At 71.3% G+C, this 19,765-nt stretch carries 23 protein-coding genes; all 23 read left to right on the forward strand.

Features of this window, described 5'->3' with window-relative positions; all coding sequences use genetic code 11:
* Positions 1-273 precede the first annotated feature (273 nt).
* The 23 genes from ACF1BE_RS19840 (at position 274) to ACF1BE_RS19950 (ending at position 19,762) form a co-directional block, all read left to right on the forward strand.
* A complete protein-coding gene (locus tag ACF1BE_RS19840) occupies positions 274-861 on the forward strand; it encodes a DNA primase (protein ID WP_392200351.1) in 588 nt (195 codons plus the stop codon).
* Between the two features lie 50 nt (positions 862-911).
* The gene (locus tag ACF1BE_RS19845; protein ID WP_392200352.1) at positions 912-1,160 is read left to right on the forward strand and encodes a hypothetical protein; all 249 of its coding nucleotides are present in this window, start codon (positions 912-914) and stop codon (positions 1,158-1,160) included.
* A 1-nt stretch (position 1,161) separates the two neighbouring features.
* A complete protein-coding gene (locus tag ACF1BE_RS19850) occupies positions 1,162-1,656 on the forward strand; it encodes a hypothetical protein (RefSeq protein WP_392200353.1) in 495 nt (164 codons plus the stop codon).
* Positions 1,656-2,132 (forward strand): hypothetical protein, encoded by a 477-nt coding sequence (locus tag ACF1BE_RS19855; protein WP_392200354.1) that lies wholly within the window; start codon positions 1,656-1,658, stop codon positions 2,130-2,132. The genes ACF1BE_RS19850 and ACF1BE_RS19855 overlap by 1 nt, the downstream gene beginning before the upstream one ends.
* Before the next feature lie 10 nt (positions 2,133-2,142).
* Positions 2,143-3,819: a terminase gene (locus tag ACF1BE_RS19860; RefSeq protein WP_392200355.1), complete on the forward strand. Its 1,677-nt coding sequence runs from the start codon at positions 2,143-2,145 to the stop codon at positions 3,817-3,819.
* A gap of 13 nt (positions 3,820-3,832) precedes the next feature.
* The gene (locus ACF1BE_RS19865; protein WP_392200356.1) at positions 3,833-5,266 is read left to right on the forward strand and encodes a phage portal protein; all 1,434 of its coding nucleotides are present in this window, start codon (positions 3,833-3,835) and stop codon (positions 5,264-5,266) included.
* Positions 5,256-6,062, forward strand: a complete 807-nt coding sequence (locus ACF1BE_RS19870; RefSeq protein WP_392200357.1) for a hypothetical protein — start codon at positions 5,256-5,258, stop codon at positions 6,060-6,062. The genes ACF1BE_RS19865 and ACF1BE_RS19870 overlap by 11 nt, the downstream gene beginning before the upstream one ends.
* Before the next feature lie 58 nt (positions 6,063-6,120).
* On the forward strand, positions 6,121-6,885 hold the full coding sequence (locus tag ACF1BE_RS19875) for a hypothetical protein (RefSeq protein ID WP_392200358.1): 765 nt from the start codon (positions 6,121-6,123) through the stop codon (positions 6,883-6,885).
* Between the two features lie 17 nt (positions 6,886-6,902).
* Entirely contained in the window at positions 6,903-7,292 is a 390-nt protein-coding gene (locus ACF1BE_RS19880; protein WP_392200359.1) for a head decoration protein, read from the forward strand.
* 15 nt (positions 7,293-7,307) lie between these two features.
* A complete protein-coding gene (locus ACF1BE_RS19885; RefSeq protein WP_392200360.1) occupies positions 7,308-8,363 on the forward strand; it encodes a major capsid protein in 1,056 nt (351 codons plus the stop codon).
* A complete protein-coding gene (locus tag ACF1BE_RS19890) occupies positions 8,363-8,692 on the forward strand; it encodes a hypothetical protein (protein WP_392200361.1) in 330 nt (109 codons plus the stop codon). The genes ACF1BE_RS19885 and ACF1BE_RS19890 overlap by 1 nt, the downstream gene beginning before the upstream one ends.
* 4 nt (positions 8,693-8,696) lie before the next feature.
* Positions 8,697-9,104, forward strand: coding sequence for a hypothetical protein (locus ACF1BE_RS19895; protein WP_392200362.1), 408 nt, complete (start codon positions 8,697-8,699; stop codon positions 9,102-9,104).
* Positions 9,101-9,454 (forward strand): hypothetical protein, encoded by a 354-nt coding sequence (locus tag ACF1BE_RS19900; RefSeq protein WP_392200363.1) that lies wholly within the window; start codon positions 9,101-9,103, stop codon positions 9,452-9,454. The genes ACF1BE_RS19895 and ACF1BE_RS19900 overlap by 4 nt, the downstream gene beginning before the upstream one ends.
* A 4-nt stretch (positions 9,455-9,458) precedes the next feature.
* On the forward strand, positions 9,459-9,719 hold the full coding sequence (locus ACF1BE_RS19905) for a hypothetical protein (RefSeq protein WP_392200364.1): 261 nt from the start codon (positions 9,459-9,461) through the stop codon (positions 9,717-9,719).
* Positions 9,719-10,123, forward strand: coding sequence for a hypothetical protein (locus ACF1BE_RS19910; protein WP_392200365.1), 405 nt, complete (start codon positions 9,719-9,721; stop codon positions 10,121-10,123). The genes ACF1BE_RS19905 and ACF1BE_RS19910 overlap by 1 nt, the downstream gene beginning before the upstream one ends.
* A 73-nt stretch (positions 10,124-10,196) precedes the next feature.
* Complete coding sequence (locus tag ACF1BE_RS19915) at positions 10,197-10,844, forward strand: phage tail protein (protein ID WP_392200366.1); 648 nt, start codon at positions 10,197-10,199, stop codon at positions 10,842-10,844.
* Positions 10,845-10,948: 104 nt separating this feature from the next.
* Positions 10,949-11,287, forward strand: a complete 339-nt coding sequence (locus ACF1BE_RS19920; protein WP_392200367.1) for a hypothetical protein — start codon at positions 10,949-10,951, stop codon at positions 11,285-11,287.
* 26 nt (positions 11,288-11,313) lie between these two features.
* Positions 11,314-11,751: a hypothetical protein gene (locus ACF1BE_RS19925; RefSeq protein ID WP_392200368.1), complete on the forward strand. Its 438-nt coding sequence runs from the start codon at positions 11,314-11,316 to the stop codon at positions 11,749-11,751.
* 6 nt (positions 11,752-11,757) lie between these two features.
* A complete protein-coding gene (locus ACF1BE_RS19930; protein WP_392200369.1) occupies positions 11,758-16,173 on the forward strand; it encodes a phage tail tape measure protein in 4,416 nt (1,471 codons plus the stop codon).
* 1 nt (position 16,174) lies between these two features.
* The gene (locus ACF1BE_RS19935) at positions 16,175-17,062 is read left to right on the forward strand and encodes a hypothetical protein (protein WP_392200370.1); all 888 of its coding nucleotides are present in this window, start codon (positions 16,175-16,177) and stop codon (positions 17,060-17,062) included.
* On the forward strand, positions 16,999-18,213 hold the full coding sequence (locus ACF1BE_RS19940) for a phage tail protein (RefSeq protein WP_392200371.1): 1,215 nt from the start codon (positions 16,999-17,001) through the stop codon (positions 18,211-18,213). The genes ACF1BE_RS19935 and ACF1BE_RS19940 overlap by 64 nt, the downstream gene beginning before the upstream one ends.
* Entirely contained in the window at positions 18,210-19,139 is a 930-nt protein-coding gene (locus ACF1BE_RS19945) for a hypothetical protein (protein ID WP_392200372.1), read from the forward strand. The genes ACF1BE_RS19940 and ACF1BE_RS19945 overlap by 4 nt, the downstream gene beginning before the upstream one ends.
* A gap of 8 nt (positions 19,140-19,147) precedes the next feature.
* Positions 19,148-19,762: a hypothetical protein gene (locus tag ACF1BE_RS19950; protein ID WP_392200373.1), complete on the forward strand. Its 615-nt coding sequence runs from the start codon at positions 19,148-19,150 to the stop codon at positions 19,760-19,762.
* The last annotated feature ends 3 nt before the right edge of the window (positions 19,763-19,765 follow it).

The following is a 19,765-nucleotide window of genomic DNA, read 5'->3' on the forward strand; positions in this document are numbered from 1 at the left end:
CGGGCGATCACGCCCCCTGGGGGGTGACTCCCCTCCCCGCCCCGCCTGGGCCTCGGGAGGTGCTGTGGGGCTGGTTCTGTACGGGTCTGGGGAAAACGGCCACGCTGCGGGGCGTGGGCGGCGCGCTGCGGGGCGCGCAGGGGTGCGGCAGGCTGATTCGATGGCGGGCGGTAGGGGTGCCGCAGATCGCCTCTCAGCCTGCCGCCCCATCGGTACGAACCTGATACATGCAGGTCAGAGCGCTGAAAGCGTACGCGGCGGTATCATGGACGTATGACGACGAGGCGCTGCTGCGAGCACTGCGAGGGACCGATGCCGATCACGGCCCGGTCGCACGCGCGGTTCTGCCGGCCGGTGTGCCGGGCGGCCGCGCACCGGGCGACCCGCACGATCCCGGCCGAGCTGACGCGCCGGCCGCGATGGGTACGGCACACCGCGCGCAAGGTGCCGCTCACCGTGCACGCCGAGCCGGCGAGCAGTACGGACCCGGCGACCTGGTCGCGGTACGCGTACGCGGCGGCGAGCACGGCCGGCGTCGGCCTCGGGTTCGTCCTCGACGGCGACGGCATCGTGTGCCTCGACCTCGATCACGCGCTCGTCGACGGCGAGCTGCTGCCGTGGGCGCAGCGCATTGTCGACTCGGTCGGCGGCGGCACGTGGGTCGAGGTGTCGCAGTCCGGCACTGGACTCCACGTGTGGGGCCGCGGTCGGTTGCCGGGCAGCGGGCGGCGCATGACGGTCGGCTCGGGCTCGGTCGAGGTGTACGGCACCGGCCGGTACATCGCGGTCACGGGCCGGTCGTGGGGCGACACGCCTCGCCGGCTCGGCGACGTGCAGCACGTCATCGACTCTCTGCTGTAGCGGCCCGACACGGGCGCGCTGCGGCGCACCCGACACGGGAGGCACAGCACATGACGGATACACCCGAGCGCCGCAGTTGGCTGCGCGCCTTGCGCCTCGCATGGTTTCGCCGTCCGGTCCGGATCGACGGCGTCGACCTGCGGACCGAAGACAACGTGATCGTTGTCGCCGTGAAGCGCGACGGCGAGTGGCGAGACGTCATCGCCGAGCCGTGGCAGATACGCGACGACGACGGCTCGATCGGCCACTCGGTCACCGCGGCCGGCATTCGCTCATTCCTCGACCGGGGGAGGTGCTGACATGGCACGCCTGCAGATCCTGCAACTGCCCGAGGGCGTCGACGACTCGCGGCCGCCGTTCGCTCTGGTCGTCGACCAGTGCGCCGCGGACCGATGGGTGAGCCGACCCGGGAACGGCGACCAACTGATGAGCACCCGTTGGCGCGAGGCGGCCGAGATGCTCGGCGCGCGGGGAGTGATCGTCACGGCCGAGACTGTCGAGATCCCGGCGAACGAGGTGCCGCTGCCCGAGCCGCTCGAACTCGTCGCCGACGTCGATCGCATGGATGAGATCACCGATGCGCTCGGCCTCGACCAGCTGCGCGACTGGGGCGAGATCGTCGAGGCCGCTAAGCGTGCTCGGGCGTACTGGGAGCAGTACGGACACGACTTCCATCACGTCGACTATCAGGATCCGCAGCGCTGCTCGCGCTGCGGGATTGAACGGCTCGACTGGGCTGTGCGCCGAGACTCGCCGACGTGCGCCGAGGTGCGCGCGGTGAAGGGGGGCGAGTGATGGCAGGCAACGGGCCGGCCCCGAAGGCGCGCAAGGTCCGCAGGAACGCCGACACGGTCGCGCAAACGGTGCTGCGATGGGAGCGCGCCGAGCCGCCCGAGCTGCCGACGTTCGAGATCGAACGCGACGGCGAACTGCGCGAGTTCGTGTGGCCGGGGCGCACCCGCGAGTGGTGGCAGATGTGGATCGACTCGCCGCAGGCCGAGCACTTCGGGTCGTCCGACTGGCAGTACCTGCTCGACACCGCGCTGATCCACGCCCGGTACTGGTCCGGGAACCTGTCGCTCGCCGGCGAGCTGCGGCTGCGCGTCGCCGAGTTCGGGGCGACGCCGAGCGCGCGGGCGCGGCTGCGGATGGTGTTCGCCGAGGCGGACGGCGCCGACGGCGGCAGCGGCCGGTCGGGCGGGCCGTCGGCGCGGGAGCGCTACGGGAACCTGCGGTCGCTGCCGGGCGGGAAGACCGGCAAGGGCACGTAGAGGGGGCGTCATGCCGTGGCGCGGCCCGGAGTACGAGGGCGAGCGTCCGACGCTCGGGTACTACGTCCTCGACTGGATGATGGCCAACCTTGCGCAGCCCGGCCGCGACGATGGCGCGCCGTTCCTGCCGACGCAGGAACAGGCCGAGTTTCTGCTGCGGTACTACGAGGTGCACCCGGTCACCGGGCGCCGGGTCATTCACCGCGCGCTGCTGTCGCGGCCGCGCGGGTGGGGGAAGAGCCCGTTCGTCGGAGCGATCGCGCTCGCCGAGGCGTGCGCCGACGTCGTCGCCGACGGGTTCGACGCCGACGGCGAGCCGGTCGGCCGGCCGTGGCACTCGGTGCGGACGCCGCTCGTGCGTATCGCCGCGGTGACCGAGCAGCAGACCGACAACACGTGGATACCGCTGCTGGAGATGGCGCGCGGCGGGTCGCTCGCGGCCGACTACGGGCTCGACGTCCTCGACACCGTGATCTATCTGCCGCGCGGCGAGATCAGCCCGATCACGTCGAGCGCGACCAGCGCGAAGGGCGACCCGGCGTGCTTCTCAAGCTTGGATCAGACCGAGGAGTGGAAGGCGTCGAACGGCGGGATCAAGCTCGCCCGGACCATGCGGTTCAACGCGACGAAGATCGGCGGCAGCCTGATCGAGACGCCGAATGCTTTCACGCCGGGCGAGGGGTCCGTCGCCGAGCAGTCGGCGGCGGACTATCAGGCGATCCTCGACGGCCGGTCGCGGGCGCGGGGCATCCTCGTCGACCACCGGGAGGCGCCGCCCGACACGGACATGACCGACGAGCGGTCGCTCGTCGCCGGCCTGCGGTACGCGTACGGCGACAGCAGCGATCACCCCGACGGGTGCGTGCTGCACGATCCGCCGTGCCCGCCCGGCTGGTCGCCGATCGAGCGGATCACGTCCGACTTCTACGACACCTCGAACGACGTGCAGGATCTCCGCGCGGACTTCCTGAACCAGATCACGCACGCCGCGGATGCGTGGCTGACCGAGCCCGAGGTGCGCGCGTCGTCGGACCTCGGCAAGCGGGTCGAGCCGGGCGACCGGATCGTGCTCGGGTTCGACGGCTCGCGGAAGCGGGCGCGGGGCGTCACGGACGCGACCGCGCTGATCGGCTGCCGGCTGTCCGACGGGCACCTGTTCACGATCGGGGTGTGGGAGCAGCCCGAGCGGATGCCGGTCGGCCCGGACGGCAAGCCGGCCGAGTGGCAGGTGCCGGTCGTCGAGGTGCTCGCCACGATCGCTGAGGCGTTCGAGACGTACGACGTCGTCGGGCTCTATGCCGACCCCGCCAAGTGGGAGTCGCACGTGGCGGATTGGGAGGCGGCATACGGGCCTCGGCTGCTCGTGCAGGCGACCCGGACCCACCCCATCGAATGGTGGATGACCGGCGGCCGGTCGGTGCTGATCGTGCGGGCGCTGGAGCAGTTCCACACCGCGCTGACCGAAGGCGAGCTGACGCACGACGGCTCGTCGGCGCTCGTGCGGCACCTGGTCAATGCCCGCCGCCGGCCGGGCCGCTCCGGGTTGCAGATCGGCAAGGCGCACCCGGACAGCCCGAAGAAGATCGACGCCGCGGTCGCCGCGGTGCTGGCGTGGCAGTGCCGCCTCGACGCGATCGCGAAGGGCGTCGGGGCCGAGGAAGAGTCCATGTTCGGCGGGACGTTCTGAGAGAGGGGATCCCGTGCTCGACGAGACACCTGATCTCGACAATCCCGACTTCATGCTGCTGCGACTCGGCCGCCGGCTGCGCCGCCGGCAGGGTGTGCTCGACGAGTGGTGGCGGTACTACCGGGGGCGGCCGCCGATGCCGCAGCTCCCGAAGAACGCACAACAGGCGTTCGAGGAGTTCCAGCGGAAGGCACGTACGAACTTCTGCGCAGTCATCGCGAATGCCTCGGTTCACCGGCTGCTCGCCCTCGGCGTGACCGGCCCGGATGGCACCCCGGACGACAACGCGTCGCGGTGGTGGCAGCTCAACCGGCTCGACTCGCGGCAGAAGCAAGTGTGGCGGTGCGCGATGGCGCAGTCGACGGGGTACATGCTCGTCGGTCCGCACCCGACCCGCGTCGAGGACAACGGCCGCCCGAGCCCGCTGATCACGGCTGAGCACCCGAGCGAGTGCATCGTCGAGTACGACCCGGAGACCGGCGAGCCGGTCGTCGGGCTCAAGGCGTGGCACTCCGATCTCGACGGCTACGGGTACGCGCGGGTGCTGTACGACGACACCTCGTTTCCGTACCGGACGAAAGAGCGCGCCGCCGGCCGGCTGCCGTGGGGCCCGGACTCATGGGAGTACGTCGGCGACGACGAGGGCGAGCCGCACGGCCTCGGCAGGCTGCCGCTCGTCGAGTTCGCGCGTATGCCAGACCTCGGCGAGGATCCCGAGCCGGAATTCGCTTGCGTGATGGACGGGCAGGACCGGCTGAATCTCGGGATCCTTAACCGGATGGCTGCGAGCCGGTACAGCGGGTTCCGGCAAGCGTGGATCAAGGGGCACAAGTTCGCGAAGCGTACGGACCCGGCGACCGGGCTCGTCACGGTCGAGCAGCCGTTCGTGCCCGGCCCGGGCAACATATGGGCGTCCGAGGGCGAGAATGCGCAGTTCGGCCAGTTGGACGCGACCGACCTGCGGCCGTTCCTCGACGAGCACGCGGCCGACGTGCGCGACATGCTGATCATCAGTCAGACACCCGCGTACTACTACGGCAGTGACCTGGTCAACATCAGCGCGGACGCGATCGCCGCGCTCGACGTGATGCACGTCGCGAAGGTGCGCGAGCACATCGCGGCGTTCGGCGAGGGGCTTGAGGACGTGATGAGTCTCGCCGCGGCGCAGGCCGGCGTACTCGACGACTACACCGAGGCGACTGTGCGTTGGGCCGACCCGCAGTATTTCAGCCCGGCTGTGATGGCGGACGCCGCGACGAAGCTGTCGAGCATCGGCTATCCGCTCGACGTGATCGCCGAGCGGCTCGGCGAGACGCCGCAGCAGGTACGCCGGATCACCTCGGGTGCGGCGGCCGCAAAGCTGCTCGCCGCATCGCTGCTGCCGGCGAACCCGGCGCCGACCGCGGGCAACCTGCCCGACGAGACGGCGGCGGCCGATGGCCAGTGAGGCGCTACAGGCGGCGCTCACCGAGCGGTACGACGCCCTGTCGACGTCACTGCGCGACAGGGTGGTCACGTTCGTTCTCGACGCGTTCGACAGTCTCGGCGGCTACCGGGACCGTGACGCCGAGGCGTTCGTCGAGCAGGTACTGCCGACCGTGCTCGCCGCGCAGCAGCACATGGGGCAGATCACCGACGCGTACCTGTCCGCGATGATCGGCGACATGCTCGGCGTGTCGACGCCGGCGGCGGGCGTCGAGCTGCCCGAGGCGCTGCGCGGCGTCGAGCCGGCCGAGGTGTACCGGCGTCCGTTCGTCACGGCGTACACCGCGCTGAGTAAGGGCAAGGCGTACGCCGCGGCGCTCGGCGAGGCGCGCACACGGCTGCTGTCCATCACCGAGACCGACATGCAACTCGCCCGCACCCACGCTGCACGGCAGTCCATGCAGCGGGGCGGGGTGAGGTTCTTCCGCCGCGACCTGCGCGGCCCGGGTAACTGCGCGCTGTGCACCATCGCGTCGACGCAGCGGTACCGGGTCGAGAAACTCATGCCGATCCATCCGGGCTGTAACTGCAAACCGGTGCCGATCAAGGGCGACCGCGACCCGGGGCAGATCATCGACGAGCGGCTGCTGCGCGAGGCGCATGACGCGATCGCTAAGGGGATCGGCGCCTCGGATGCGGGCGGCCGCACACCCGACTATCGGAAGATCATCATCACGCGCGAGCACGGCGAATACGGGCCGCTGCTCGCCGTGGCACGCCACGACTTCACGGGCCCGAAAGACATCCCCGGCTCGTGACACCGCGCCGGCACGGCGCACCCCACGCTCACCCCACCCCGACACGGGAGACACCACCATGCACGCGCGCACACTGCCTCGACATGCCCGTACCGGACAGCTCGCCCTCGGGTGGCGCAAGCCGCGCCCCGGCGAGGACGGGCCGCAGCCGATATGGCCGATCCTCGGCGGCGCCCCGGACGACGGCGGCGGCGACCAGGGCGGCGACGGCGGCGCGGGTGACGGCGGCGACCAGGGCGGCGACGGCGACGGGTCCGGCACGGGCGACGGCGACGACGGCGACCAGGGCGGCGACGGCGGCGCGAACGACGAGGTCGAGAAGTGGAAGGCGCAGGCGCGCAAGCACGAGAGGCGCGCGAAGGAGAACGCCGCGGCGGCGAAGGAGCTCGAACGGCTCCGGCGTGAGGGCATGAGCGAGACCGAGGCGGCGGTCGCAGCGGCCCGCGCCGAGGAACGACGCAAGGGCGGCGAGCGTATCGCCCGGTCGGCATTCCTCGCCGCAGCGAAGGGACGCATCACCGACCCCGCCGAGGTCGTCGAGGACATCAACCTTGCGCGGTACGTCGACGACGACGGCGAGGTCGACGACGACGCGATCGCGAAGCTCGTCGACAAGCTCGCCCCGACCAAGTCCGGCAAGGACGACGAGGAAGACGACGACCAGGACGAGCGCGACACGCGACGCCGGCGTCGGCCCGGAGGCGGCTACCAGGGCGCGCGCAATGGCAGCGGCCGCGGCAAGACACGGCGCGGCGAGGTCGACGCGAGCGCGTTGTTCGAGGACCTGCTCGGGCGTAAGCCGCGCACCACCAGCAACCCTTGACCTAGGAGAAGATCACCATGGATCTGAGTCTGACGACTCAGACGTTCGGGGTGGACGATCAGTCGTGGCTCGGTAGCGAGCACGGCACGCAGGCGACCGAGCCCTGCACCCTCGACACGTCGACGTTCACGGCCGGCACGCACTACCCGGCCGGCTACTTCAAGAGCGGTATCCCGCTCGGGCAGATCACGGCGACCGGCAAGTACGGCCCGTACGACGGCGCCGCGGGTGACGGGCGCGAGACGCTCGTCGGGTTCCTGTATTCCGCCGTCCGCGCGCCCGCCGACAACACGGTCGACGTCGCCGGCGCGCTGTTCGTGCACGGCAAGGTGCGCAGCGCCCGACTGCCCGTCGCCGTCGACGCCGCCGGGCAGGCGGACGTCGCCGGCCGTATCCGGTTCATCTGAAAGGGGGTGGCCTAGATGGCATGGGTCCTCGACACCGAGTACATCGACCCGCAGGAACTCACTGCGCTCGTGCGGCTGTCGCTCGCCGAGCAGCAGGTGAACAGTTTCGGTCTCGCGCGGTGGCTGCCGAACGTCACGATCGACGACATCACGTTCAAGTACACCAAGGGCGGCACGGGCGGGCTCGCCGAGGCGAGCGTCTACCGGTCGTGGGACACCGAGTCACGGATCGGGCGCCGCGAGGGCGTCGCGCAGGTCATGGGCGAGCTGCCCCCGATCAGCGAAAAGATCCCGCTGAATGAGTACGACTCGCTCAGGATTCGGAACCTGGACAACGCCGACCCGATGCGGCAGGCGATCGCCCGCGACGCCTACCGGCTCGCGACGAACATCGCCGCCCGGTTCGAGCTGGGCAAGGGCGAGGCGCTCGCCGACGCCCGGTTCACGATCAACGAGAACCGGGTGCAGCTCGCCCCGGTCGACTTCGGCCGCCGGCCCGAGCACTCAGTGATCGCCGCCGTGCTGTGGTCGGATCACGCGAACGCCCGCCCCCTCGACGACCTTGAGGCGTGGGTGCAGACCTACGTCGACACGAACGGCACGCCGCCCGCCGCGCAGATGATGGCGCGCACGGTGCTCGCGAACTTCCGCCAGTGCGACCAGGTCGTCCGGCAGGTCTACCCGCTCGCCCCGTCGGGGTCGGCGCCGATGGTGTCGGTCGAGCAGCTCAACACCGTGCTGTCGTCCCTCGACCTGCCGCCGATCGAACTCAACGACGCGCGCGTGTCCGTCGACGGCACCCCGAAGCGGATCATGCCGGACGACGCCGTCGTGTTCCTGCCGCAACCGGGTGCCACCGACGCGGCGAGCCCCACCGACCTCGGCGGGTTCCTGCTCGGCACGACCGCCGAGTCGATGGAACCCGAGTACGCGTCGGTCGCCGGCCGGGCCGGCGTCGTCGCCGCCACGTGGAAGACGAAGGATCCGGTCAGGCTGTGGACGCACGCGGCCGCCGTCGGGATGCCCGTCGTCCGCGAGCCCGACCTGACGCTCAAGGCGGTGGTGCTGTAATGGCGCGCCGGCTGCGAGGGTTCGTGCACGTCGACGGCAAGTGGTTCGGGCCCGACACCGAGGTGCCCGCCGACACCGCGAAGCGGATCGGCGATCACGCGTGGGAGACCGACGCCGACAGCAGCGACGACGGCGAGCCGGGCCCGGTCGGCTACACCGACCCGGGCACCGGCGGCGACGAGGCCCCGCCCCGCGCGGGCCGCGGCTCGGGCATCGACGCGTGGCGGAAGTTCGCCGAGCAGCGCGGCGTCGAGTACGACACCAACGCGAGCCGCGAGGACATCATCGCGGCGTGCGAGGCGGCCGGCGTGATCGAGCGGGAGGAGTAGGGCGGTGGCGGCGTTCGCGACGGTCGCTGACTACGAGGCGCGCGCCGCCGTCACCCTGCCGGAGGGCAGCCCGCGGCGCGCGCAGGTCGAGGCGTACCTCGCCGACGCGTCGGCGCTCATGGCCCGTCACATCCCGACCGGCTACGTCCCCGACGAGGGCACGCTGCGCGCGATCTGCGTCGCGGTCGTCCGCCGGGTGATGGCAAATCCCGGCGGATACAGACAGAGGACGATCGGCCAATACTCCGAGTCGCTCGGCGAGGACGGCGGGCTGTACCTCACCGACGATGAGAAAGCGCAGCTCACCCCGGAGGACGTCACCGATCCGGGCGCCGACGCGGCGTACACGGTCGGGCTCGCCGACGAGGGGCTGCCGGGGTGGTCGCCGGTCGGATACGGGCGGCTGCTGTGATCCCCGGTGATGTGCTGCCGCACCTCGTCGACGTCGAGCACCCCGGCAGCACGACCGACCGGTACGGCAACACGGTCGCCGACTGGTCGGCGTCGACCCGCGCCGAGGTCGCCGCGTGGATGCAGCAAAACACCGGGGCCGAGAACACCGACCAGCGTGACGCGCAGATCGGCGAATGGCTCATGCTCTGCAACCCGTTCGACACCGCCGGGCAGCCTCTCACGGTGCATGGCGGGGACCGGGTGCACTGGCAGGGGCTGCACTTCGAGGTGATCGGCCCGCCCGGTCCGGCGTCCTCGCCGGTCGAGCTGCATCACTACGAGATCCGGCTCAAGAGCGTCGAGGGGTGACCACATGGCCCGACCGAGGTTCGTACTCAACCGGCGGAACATCGCCGGATTCCTCAAGTCGCCCGAGACGCACGCGCTGATCGAGCGGAAGACGCGGGCCGCGGCCGAGGCGGCGGCATCCGACGGCGGGCAGTACCGAGTCGACGTCGAGGCGGGCGACAAGCGCGTCCGCGGTGCCGTCATCGGCGACTACTCGACCAACGATCCCGAGGTGTCCCGGGTGGCACTGCTGCGTGCCCTGGACGCCGCCCGCGAGGTCGAGTGATGGGCGCTCCGGTCGGGTTCCCGGACGCGGTGGCGCTGGTCCGGGCGTACCTGCGTGACGCCCTCGTCGCTCGCGGCGCCGACGTGCCGGTCGGTACCCGCGTGCCGTCGCCGCGCCCGGCCCGGTTCGTGCGCCTGGAGCGGGTCGGCGGCACCCGCCTCGACCTGGTCACCGACCGGCCGCGCCTCGACGTGCACTGCTGGGGCGACTCGGAAGAGTCGGCGGCCGACCTCGCTGCCCTCGTTCGCGCGCTGCTGTTCGCGATGCCGGGGTGGCGGGGTGCCGTGGCGTACGACGTCGTCGAGGTCGGCGGCCCGAACACGCTGCCCGACCCGGAGAGTCAGCAGCCGCGGGTCGCGTTCGCCGTCGAGGTGTCGCTGCGCGGCACACGGCTCGCCCCCTGATCACTGGCTCACCCGCCACCGAACATCGCACCCCGGGCCGGGCGCCGGCCGGGGCGTTTCCCACGGAGGGACCATGAGCACACCGACCCCGCCCGTCCTCGACGACGGGCTCAGGACCGATCTCATCCGCAAGCAGCTCGTGCAGGCGGTCTACGCGGCCGACTACACGGCGCCGGCGGTGACCGCCCCGTTCGTCTCGGCCGATGGCACGCTCGCCGCGCTGCCGGCCGGCTACACCGCGATCGGCTACACCACCGACGACGGGCTGACGTTCACGACGGATGTGTCGATGACGGACACGACGTCGTCGCAGTCCGTCGAGCCGACCCGGTCCGACCTCGAATCGGAGGTGCTCACCGCGCAGTATGTGCCGCAGGAGACGAACGTAGCCGCCGTGAGCATGTACAAGGGGCTGTCGCTGGCCGGCGCCGACGCGCTGCCCGCTCTCGGCGAGGCGTGGTCGATCACCCGGCCGGCAGTGCCCAAGACGCCCTATTACAGGCTGCTTTTCATCGGCCTGGACTACGGCACCGACGGCGGCGAAATCTACATCGTCAGGCACTACCCGAAGGCCCGGGTCACCAGCAAGGACGACCAGCAGTGGGCCCGCAGCACCGAGACGCAGTGGCCGGTCACGGTGCAGGCGTACCGCGACCCGGTGCTGAAGACCGCGCAAAAAGAGTGGATCGACGGGCCCGGCTGGCGCGCACTCGCCGCCTGATTGGCCCCCACCAAGCGGGCGGGGGACGGCGGTTCTGGGTGAGCCCCGACCGTCCCCCGCCCTTACGCATGCTCACCCGCAGCTCACCCGAGAAAGGCACGATCATGAGCAAGCCCGGCAAGGCGCGGTACCGGCTGGAGACCGTGAAGCGGCAGTATCAGGACGCGCTCGACGTCCCCGACGGGCGCGTCGAGTTCGAGGTCGGTCCCGAGGACGACCCGCAGGTGTTCAGCTTCCCGCACCCGATCTTCACGCCCGACGACATGCAGCGCGACCTCAACGCCGCGCAGGGCGACGAGGCATCCGCCCGCATCCTGCTCGGCGACCAGTACGACGCGTTCATCGCGGCCGGCGGCGACGCCAACGGCGTCGCGCTGCTGTACGTCGGCATCCGTGCTGAGGCGCAGGACAAGGTGCAGAAAGTGCGCCCTACCAGGGGGTAGGCGACGGCGAGGACGTCGTCGAGTCCGTGACGTACACCGTCCTCGATGTCCTCGGCGAGCACCCCGAGGCCGTCGAGGCGGACCTCGCTCACCACTACCCGGGGTACGGGCCGGGCGGCCCGCTCGCCGCGTACTGGCGAGGCGAGATCACCCTGCGGTGGCTGCGCGTCATGGTCGAGGGACTGCCGCCGGGCGGGGCTTTGTCGCGTGCCGTGAGCGGTCACGCGTGGAGCCACGACACCTACGCGGCCGCCGACAGCAGGGATCTGCTGGCGCTGCTGTTCACGGCGTTCGTGAACGCCAACCGTGACCCCAAGAAACCGCCGATGCCGTGGCCCAAGCCTGGCTGGCGGCCGGGCGACCCGCTGCCGGAGGAATCCGAGGCGGCGGCCGAGCAGGGCCGGGCGCAGGCCCGCGTCGCGTACGAACACATCACCGCTCAGGTGCTGCCCGCGAAGGGGTGATCTGGTATGCCGGTCGAGGTCGGTGTCGGGTACGTGTCCATCGTCCCCGAGACGCGGGGGTTCGGCCGGGCGTTGCAGGAGGGGACTCGCGGTCAGTCCGAGCCCGTCGGGCAGGACTCGGGCGAGGAGGCCGGTAAGGGATTCCTCAGCGGGATCGGCGGGGTGCTGAAGGGTGGCGCGCTCGCGGTTGCGGCCGGCGCCGCCGGCCTGTTCGCCGCCGGGTTCGCCGACGCGGTCGAGAAGAACAACGCGTCCGGGCTGCTGGCGGCGCGGCTCGGGCTGTCCGACAAGGAGTCCGCGCGCGCCGGGAAGATCGCCGGGGGCGTGTACGCCAAGGGCTACGGCGAGTCGATCGACGAGGTTAACGACGCGATCAAGGCGTTGCAGCAGAACAGCGTCGCCTCGATCAACGGGCCCCGTAAGGCGATCGCGGGGTTGACGCAGGATGCCCTCGCGCTCAGTGAGGCGTTCGGTGTCGACGTCAACGAGTCGGCGTCTGCGGTCGGGCAGATGATCCGCACCGGCCTCGTCAAGAACGGCAAAGAAGGGTTCGACCTGCTCACGGCCGGGTTCCAGTCGGGCGCCGACAAGGCCGGCGACCTGATCGACACGGTCAACGAGTACGGCACGCAGTGGCGTAAGGCTGGTATCTCGGCTGCGGGCGGGATCGGCCTGATCAATCAGGGGTTGCAGGCTGGTGCCCGCGACGGCGACATCGTCGCCGACGCGATCAAAGAATTCTCGATCCGGGCGATCGACGGATCGGACACGACCGCGGCCGGGTTCAAGGCGCTCGGGCTCGACGCCGACCACATGGCGAGCAAGTTCGCCAAGGGTGGCAAGACGGCGAACGGCGTTTTGCAGCTCACCCTCGACCGGCTGCGCGGGATCAAGGACCCTGTTAAGCAGTCGCAGGCCGCGGTCGCCCTGTTCGGGTCACAAGCCGAAGACCTCGGCGGCGCGTTGCTGGCTCTCGACCCGAGCAAGGCAACGGCGGCTATGGGCAAGGTCGGTGGTGCCGCTAGCGACATGGCGTCGACGCTGCACGACCCGGTGATGACGTCGTTCGAGGTGTTCAAACGGCGCACGCTCGCCGTCGTGTCCGACCTCATCACCCGGTACGTGCTGCCCGGCCTCGGGCTGTTCGGGCAGGCACTGAACGACGACGTGTTCCCCGCCGTGCGGCTCGTCGGGGGCGTGGTCGACTCGACGCTCGTGCCCGCCGTGAAGGGCGCCGTCGGGGCGTTCGCCGCCGGCGTGCAGTGGCTGCGCACGTGGGGTGTGTGGCTGTCCCCGCTCGCCGTGCTGGTCGGTGGTCTGACGCTCGCGCTGACCGCGTCGGCGATCGCGTCCGGGATCAGCACGGCCGCCACGTGGGCCGGCGTGACCGCGCTCACCGTTGCGGAAACCGTGACGGCCGGGTTCACAGCAGCGCAGGCCGCGCTCAATACCGTGATGGCGTTGAACCCGATCGCGCTCGTCGTGATCGGTCTGCTCGCGCTCGGCACGGCCCTGTTCGTCGCGTACAAGAAGAGCGAGACGTTCCGCGGGATCGTGCAAGCCACCTGGGCCGGGATCAAGGTCGGTTGGGATGCACTGTGGGGCGCCCTGCAAGTCGGGTTCGCAGGGTTCCTGACCGGGCTGCGAGCGGTCGGCGCGGCCGCGTCGTGGCTGTGGACGTCGGTGTTGTCACCGACATTCTCGGCGATCGCGACCGGCGCGAAGGTGCTCGTCGCCGTCATCGCCGTGCTGGTGGTCACACCGCTCGTGCTGGCATTCCGGCTGGTCGGCGCGGTCGGCGGGTGGCTGTGGACCACCGCGCTACAGCCCGCCTTTCAGGGGATCGCCGCCGGCGCGATGTGGTTGTGGAACAGCGCGCTCAGTCCTGCGTTCCGCGGGATCGCCGCCGGCGCGATGTGGCTGTGGAACAGCGCGCTCAGTCCTGCGTTCCGCGGGATCGCGGCGGCCGCCGTGTGGCTGTACACGGCCGGGATCAAACCGACCATGACCGGGATCGTCACTGTGCTGCGGGTGGCGGGCGCGGCCGGTGTGTGGCTGTACCGGTCCGCGCTGCTGCCCGCGTGGCACGGCATCGTCGCGGCCGCGGTGTGGACGTGGTCCGGCGTGCGAGCCGTGTTCGGTCTGCTCACGGCCGGCATGCACGCCGTCGGCGCGGCCGGGACGTGGCTGTACCGGTCGGCGATCTCGCCGGCTCTTCACGGGATCGGCTCGGCCGCCTCGACGCTGTGGACGCGCGGACTGAAACCGGCGTTCGACTCGATCAAGTCCGGCGTGCACCTGGTCGGCGACGCGTTCGACTCGGCGCAGCGGGCGATCGGCAAAGCGTTCGGCAAGATCGAATCCATCACGAAAAAGCCCGTGAACTTCGTGCTGAACCAGGTGTACTCGCATGGGATAAAAGCCGTTTGGGATAAAGTGGCCGGGTTTGTCGGGCTCGGCAAGCTGCCGGCCGCGCCGAAGCTGCTGAAGGAGGGCGGCCGCACGCGTGGCGGCATCCCGGGCAAGGACTCGATCCCGGCGCTGATGATGGCCGACGAGTTCGTCGTCAAGCGCGACAGCGCCCGGCGGGTCGGGTTCGGGACGCTGGAGTACATCAACCGGACCGGCGAGCTACCGGCCGGGCCCGTGCAGAAGTTCGCCGACGGTGGTGTCGTCGGAGAGGTCGCGGGGTGGATCGGCGACAAGGCGAAGGCGATCGGCTCGGCCGTCATGGACGGCGCCGACTTCCTCGCGCACCCCGGCCGGCTGTGGGACAAGGCGACCGGGTTCGTCCGCGGCAAGATCGCGGCGATCGGTCAGAACAGGTTCGCGCAGATGATCGGCAAGGTGCCGCTCAAGATGCTGTCGAGCCTGAAAGACAAGGTGGTCAAGGCCGCGACGGGCATGTTCGGCGGCTCGTCGGGGGACATCGGCGGCTCGGGCGTCAAGCGCTGGTCGTCGGTGGTGCTGCAAGCACTGAAGATGGTCGGGCAGCCCGCATCGCTGCTGCCGACCGTGTTGCGCCGGATGAACCAGGAGAGCGGTGGCAACCCGCACGCGATCAACAATTGGGACGTCAACGCGAAGAACGGCGTGCCGTCCAAGGGACTGATGCAGGTGATCGGTCCGACGTTCGCGGCGTACGCGGGCAAGCTCGCCGGGCGCGGCATCTGGGATCCGTTGGCCAACATCTATGCCTCGATGCGGTACGCGATGTCCCGATACGGCTCGCTCGCCTCGGCGTACAACCGCCCCGGCGGATACGCCAAGGGCGGCCGGCCCAAGCGGGGCGAGGTCGCGTGGGTCGGCGAGCAGGGCCCGGAACTCATCCGGTTCGGTGGCGGCGACACGGAGGTGTTCGACCATCGCACCTCGCTCGGCATGGCCGCCGGGCTCGTGCTGCGCGGGTTCGCGAAGGGCACGAGCGGCACGAAAGCGGCTGCGGCCGCCCGCAGGCAAGTGGGTACCGACCTGGGCCAATTCACGAAGAGCCTGACCGGCTCGGCGTCGGACATCGCGAAGGCGGCGCGGTCACTCGCCGACGACCTGCGCAAGACGGGGCGGGCCGGCCGGGCACTGGCCGACCAGGTGGGCCGGACCTCGGGCAGGTTGCAGTCACTCGCGAAGCAGCGTGACGCGGTTGCCGGGAAGTTGGCGACCGCGCGGCAGGCGGCGGCCGATCAGAAGTCGAGCGCGGCCGACTACATGTCCCTGTCCAACCTGGGCGACGTGACCAGCGTCGGAGGCCTGATCTCGGGCATGCAGGGGCGGCAGCAGTCGCTCGCCGGGTTTCAGTCGCTGATCAAGACGGCGCAGAAGAAGGGGGTGTCACAGTCCGTCATTCAGCAGCTCGTCGCGGCCGGCCCTGACAGCAACCTCGCGCAGCTCGTCGCGGGGGCGTCGGCGGGCGACGTGAAGAAGATCAACGCGCTCGCCAAGTCCGGCGCGAAACTCAGCACGTCGTACGGCAACGCCATGGCCGACGCGATGTACGACGCGGGCTCGCAGGCCGGTAAGGGATTCCTCACCGGGCTGAAGGCGCAAGAGGCCGAGCTGCAAAAGCAGATGAAGAAACTCGGCGACGTCCTCGTCGACTCGATCGAGGACCGGCTGAAGATCCACTCTCCGAGCCGGGAGACCGAGCGGGTCGGCGCGATGGTCGGTGCGGGCGTCGTGGTCGGTTCCGACAAGGCGCTCGCCGCGGTGCGGGCCGGCGCCGAGCGGCTGGGCACCGCGGCGATCCCGCCGGTCGTACCGGCCGCCGCCGTGGCCGCGCAGACACAGGCGGCTGGGTTGCAGCGCGGCGACACGGTCGTGCTGCGAGTCGGCGAGCGCGAGATCGTCGCCGTCCTCGACGAGCGGGTCGACGCCGGCCTCGCCGACGTTCGCACGCGCTCGCGCGCCGGATCGAAGAGGAGATGACATGCCGATGATCGTCGATCCGGCGGCGCCGCACGTGACGCCGCCGGACCGGATCACCTCGCCCGACGGGTGGCTCGCCGCGGTCGTCGACGAGCTGTGGGCCGGCGTCGTGCTGTCGGTGGACTACAGCGCCGGCACGGCGCTGCCCGCCGCGGCGACCGTCATGCAGGTGCGGATCACCCGCACCGACCCGGGCGCCGCCCCGGTACCGGTCCGGTCCGCCGACCCGGCGTGGGCGGTCGAGGGCGTCGGTACGGCGTACGACAGCGAGGCGCCCCTCGGCGTCGCCGTCGTGTACACCGCCGTACCGGTCTACGCCGACGGCACGAGCGGCCCGGCGTCGTCCCTCGCGGTCACGGTGCCCGCGCCCGAGCCGGGCGAGGACCGGGACTTGTGGCTGAAGAGCGTGGACGAGCCGGGGCTGTCCATGCGGGTGATGGTCGTCGACTGGTCGGGCGGCTCGTCGACGGCCCGGCAGGACACGGCCGAGATCGCCGGCTCGCCGTACATCGCGGTCGCCTACGACACGGCGTCGGCCGAGGCGTATCAGGTGACCGTCGACGTGCCACCCGAGGAGGTCGACCGCATGCGCGAGCTGCTGCGTAGCGGGGTGTTGCTCGCGCAGGCCCGGCCCGGCTACCTGTTCCCTGACGCATTCCACGTGCCCGGTGACGTCACCGGGCCGACACCGACCGGCCGACTCGGGTCGTCCGGGGGGTACCGGTTCGGGTGGACGATCACGCCGACCGGGCGCCCGGACACCGCCGAGCAACCGCTGCGTCTGCCGGCATGGTCGTGGGACACGCTCGCCGAACAGTTCGGCACATGGGACGCGGTCGCCGCGAGCTACAGCTCGTGGGCGGCACTGTCAACGAACGGCGTCACCTGATGCTGCCCGTTCCCGAGGCAGTACACCGTGCGGTGCTCGGGCCTGCCCGCCGGCCGCGGCGCGCCGAGTGGTCCAACGACGGCGGCCGCACATGGGTGCCGGCGCCGCAGCTGGGTGACGCAGAGGTGCGCGCGGACCGCGGCGCCGAGTGCCGGTACAGCGCGTCGGCCGACCTGCTCGGCGTGCCGCTCGGGCGTAGCGGCGTCAATCAGCACATCACCCGCGTGCGACTGTGGCAGGGCATCGCCGGCCCGCGCATGGATGTGGCATGGATCCCGGCCGGACACTACGTCGTCGACGGCATCGAACGCACCCGGCTCGGCGCTGCGGTCGACCTGCTCGGCCTCGAAGACGTCATCCGAGGCGCGAAGCTGCCGACCGCGCGCACGCTCGGCCCGGACACAGCCGGGAACCTGGTCGAGCCCCTCGTCGCCGAGGCACTGCCCGGCACGGGTGTCTCATGGCGAGCAGGCGCCGACCCGGGCACGGCCGTGCCGCAGTTCGTCGTCGACGACGACCGGTGGCAGGCACTGTCCGGCGGCACCGACAGCAGCGGCACGTCGACCGGCATCGCCGCGGCGATCGCCGGCGAGGTGTACTGCGATGCCCGCGGGGTGCCCACGATGGCACCGGCCCCGACCCTCGACGACCCGATCGTGTGGCGGATCCCGTACGGCGTCGCCCTGGTCAAGCCGGCCGAGAAGGAGAGCGCCGAGGGCCTCGTCAATGTGTGGGTGATCTCGGGCGACGGCGGTGACGGCTCGGCCGCGGTCGGCCCGGTGTACGTGTGGGACGACGACCCCAACTCGCTCACGTACGCCGGCCCGGACCCGATCGGCGACCCACTCGCACCGCAGCGGCTCGGCATGCCGTGGGTGCGGCTACGAGTCGAGCGGTACACGTCGCCGCTGATCACCTCGACCGCGCAGGCGTACACCGTCGGCCGGGCCCGGCTCGCCGACAGCCTCGGCGTGCAGTCGAGCCTCACGTTCACCGCGGTCTGTCACCCGGGCCTGGAGCCGGGCGACGTCGTCGAGGTCGAGGTGCGGCCGGGTGAGTGGCAGCGCCACATCGTCGACAGCCTGTCGTACAGCCTCGGCGCCGCGTCGATGTCCTGCACCACCCGCACCACCACACGGAGGCTGACGTGACCAGCGAGGCAGCACGCGCACTCGGCGAGGATCTCGCCCGCGCCGGTGGCGGGCCGGCCGCCGGCACGGTGTCAGCGCAGGTCGTCGACGTCACCGACCGCGGCGTGAACCTCGACTACCGCGGCGCCCTGCTGCTCGACGTGCCGTGCGTCGACTCCTACCGCAACCGGCGGGCCGGTGACTGGGTGGCGCTGCGGCCGGGCTCGCGGCCGGTCGTGATGTGGCGGCTCGGCACCGATCCCGGCGACGTCGACGAGGAGTCGATCCGGTCGCTCGCCCGCGAGGTCACCCTCGACGAGCAGGTCGTGCGCGCGGCTACGTGGGGCACGGCGGCGCCGGCCGGCACCGGCTGGCAGACCGTGCAGACCCTGTATCTGCGGAAGAACACCGAGGGCAAGGTCGAGTTGTACGGGCAGCTCGCGAGCCAGAGTGACACCTCGCCGGACACCCCGCCGGACCGGGCACCGAAGCCGGCCACGATCACGCCGACGGCGTACGGGACATGGCGCGGCGGCCGCCCGGACGACTACGCCGACTATCCGACGCAAGGCGACTGGACAGGCCGCGGGAACCGGCGGGGCGGCTGGTTCTACGGCAGCGCGATCGCGGCCGCGTGCGCCGGGAAGGCCGTCGCGTCGATGACCGTCAAGCTCAGCCGCCGCCGCGGCTCGGGCGTCAACGCCCGGCGTCCGCTGCACCTGTACCTGCACGGGTACACCTCGCCACCGTCCGGGCAACTCGACCTCGGCGACGGTCCCGAAGAGCCGTTGTCGCTGTCGGCCGGTGCGACCGGCACGGCGACGCTTCCAGCGTCATGGCGCTCGCAGCTCGCCTCGGGTGCCGCGAAGGGGCTCGCGATCTACGCGAGCGGCAGCCGCGACTACATGAGTGTCAGCGGCGGGACCATCACCATCACATTCAGCTAGGGGGCCGCATGGCAACCGTCGGACGCGCGCAACTCCCGATCCCCGGAGGCGGCGACGCCCCGGTCGGACCCGGCGCGCTCGCCGCTCTCGCTCTCGCCGTCGATCTGCACCTGTTCCAGCACGTCACCGACAAGGCGGAGCGCGACGCGCAGTACGGCGACGCACCGCTGCACACGGCCGTCACGGCTGAGAACGGGTCACTGTGGCTCAAGACCTCGGCGAGCACGAACACGTGGGCCACGATCTGGGAGCCGCCCGAGGACTGGCGTCCGCTCCCTCTCGCCTCCGGATACACCGCCGGGCAGATCGACCCTGAGATACGGGTCGTGGGCCGGCAGGTCCACATGCGCGGCCGGATCGAGAAGACGGACGGAACCGTGATCCCCATCAACGGCGTGAAGATCGCCACCGTGCCCGCCGACTGCATACCGAAGCAGATCAGCTCGTTCGCCGGCGGCGCCTCCATCACTGGCGACCCCATGACGGGCGTCGGCAGGGTCGAGGTGTTCTCACCCGACCAGGACTCGAACGCGCTCGGCGGCCGCGGCTCGGTCCTGTGGTACTCGCAGGACGGCACCGGCGTGACGTGGGTGGACATCAGCGGCTCGTACTGGCTCGACTAGAAG

Source organism: Streptomyces sp. NPDC014991 (assembly GCF_043080665.1).
In the GTDB taxonomy this organism is placed as follows: Bacteria; Actinomycetota; Actinomycetes; order Streptomycetales; family Streptomycetaceae; genus Streptomyces.

Excerpts from the sequence above, each read along its gene's own strand:
- ACF1BE_RS19940 (WP_392200371.1), top strand. The coding sequence starts at position 16,999 with ATGGGACGCGGTCGCCGCGAGCTACAGCTCGTGGGCGGCACTGTCAAC.
- ACF1BE_RS19930 (WP_392200369.1), top strand. The coding sequence starts at position 11,758 with ATGCCGGTCGAGGTCGGTGTCGGGTACGTGTCCATCGTCCCCGAGACG.
- ACF1BE_RS19850 (WP_392200353.1), top strand. The coding sequence starts at position 1,162 with ATGGCACGCCTGCAGATCCTGCAACTGCCCGAGGGCGTCGACGACTCG.
- ACF1BE_RS19875 (WP_392200358.1), top strand. The coding sequence starts at position 6,121 with ATGCACGCGCGCACACTGCCTCGACATGCCCGTACCGGACAGCTCGCC.
- ACF1BE_RS19885 (WP_392200360.1), top strand. The coding sequence starts at position 7,308 with ATGGCATGGGTCCTCGACACCGAGTACATCGACCCGCAGGAACTCACT.
- ACF1BE_RS19935 (WP_392200370.1), top strand. The coding sequence starts at position 16,175 with ATGCCGATGATCGTCGATCCGGCGGCGCCGCACGTGACGCCGCCGGAC.
- ACF1BE_RS19905 (WP_392200364.1), top strand. The coding sequence starts at position 9,459 with ATGGCCCGACCGAGGTTCGTACTCAACCGGCGGAACATCGCCGGATTC.
- ACF1BE_RS19915 (WP_392200366.1), top strand. The coding sequence starts at position 10,197 with ATGAGCACACCGACCCCGCCCGTCCTCGACGACGGGCTCAGGACCGAT.
- ACF1BE_RS19870 (WP_392200357.1), top strand. The coding sequence starts at position 5,256 with ATGGCCAGTGAGGCGCTACAGGCGGCGCTCACCGAGCGGTACGACGCC.
- ACF1BE_RS19860 (WP_392200355.1), top strand. The coding sequence starts at position 2,143 with ATGCCGTGGCGCGGCCCGGAGTACGAGGGCGAGCGTCCGACGCTCGGG.
- ACF1BE_RS19855 (WP_392200354.1), top strand. The coding sequence starts at position 1,656 with ATGGCAGGCAACGGGCCGGCCCCGAAGGCGCGCAAGGTCCGCAGGAAC.
- ACF1BE_RS19890 (WP_392200361.1), top strand. The coding sequence starts at position 8,363 with ATGGCGCGCCGGCTGCGAGGGTTCGTGCACGTCGACGGCAAGTGGTTC.
- ACF1BE_RS19950 (WP_392200373.1), top strand. The coding sequence starts at position 19,148 with ATGGCAACCGTCGGACGCGCGCAACTCCCGATCCCCGGAGGCGGCGAC.
- ACF1BE_RS19920 (WP_392200367.1), top strand. The coding sequence starts at position 10,949 with ATGAGCAAGCCCGGCAAGGCGCGGTACCGGCTGGAGACCGTGAAGCGG.
- ACF1BE_RS19840 (WP_392200351.1), top strand. The coding sequence starts at position 274 with ATGACGACGAGGCGCTGCTGCGAGCACTGCGAGGGACCGATGCCGATC.
- ACF1BE_RS19880 (WP_392200359.1), top strand. The coding sequence starts at position 6,903 with ATGGATCTGAGTCTGACGACTCAGACGTTCGGGGTGGACGATCAGTCG.
- ACF1BE_RS19910 (WP_392200365.1), top strand. The coding sequence starts at position 9,719 with ATGGGCGCTCCGGTCGGGTTCCCGGACGCGGTGGCGCTGGTCCGGGCG.
- ACF1BE_RS19845 (WP_392200352.1), top strand. The coding sequence starts at position 912 with ATGACGGATACACCCGAGCGCCGCAGTTGGCTGCGCGCCTTGCGCCTC.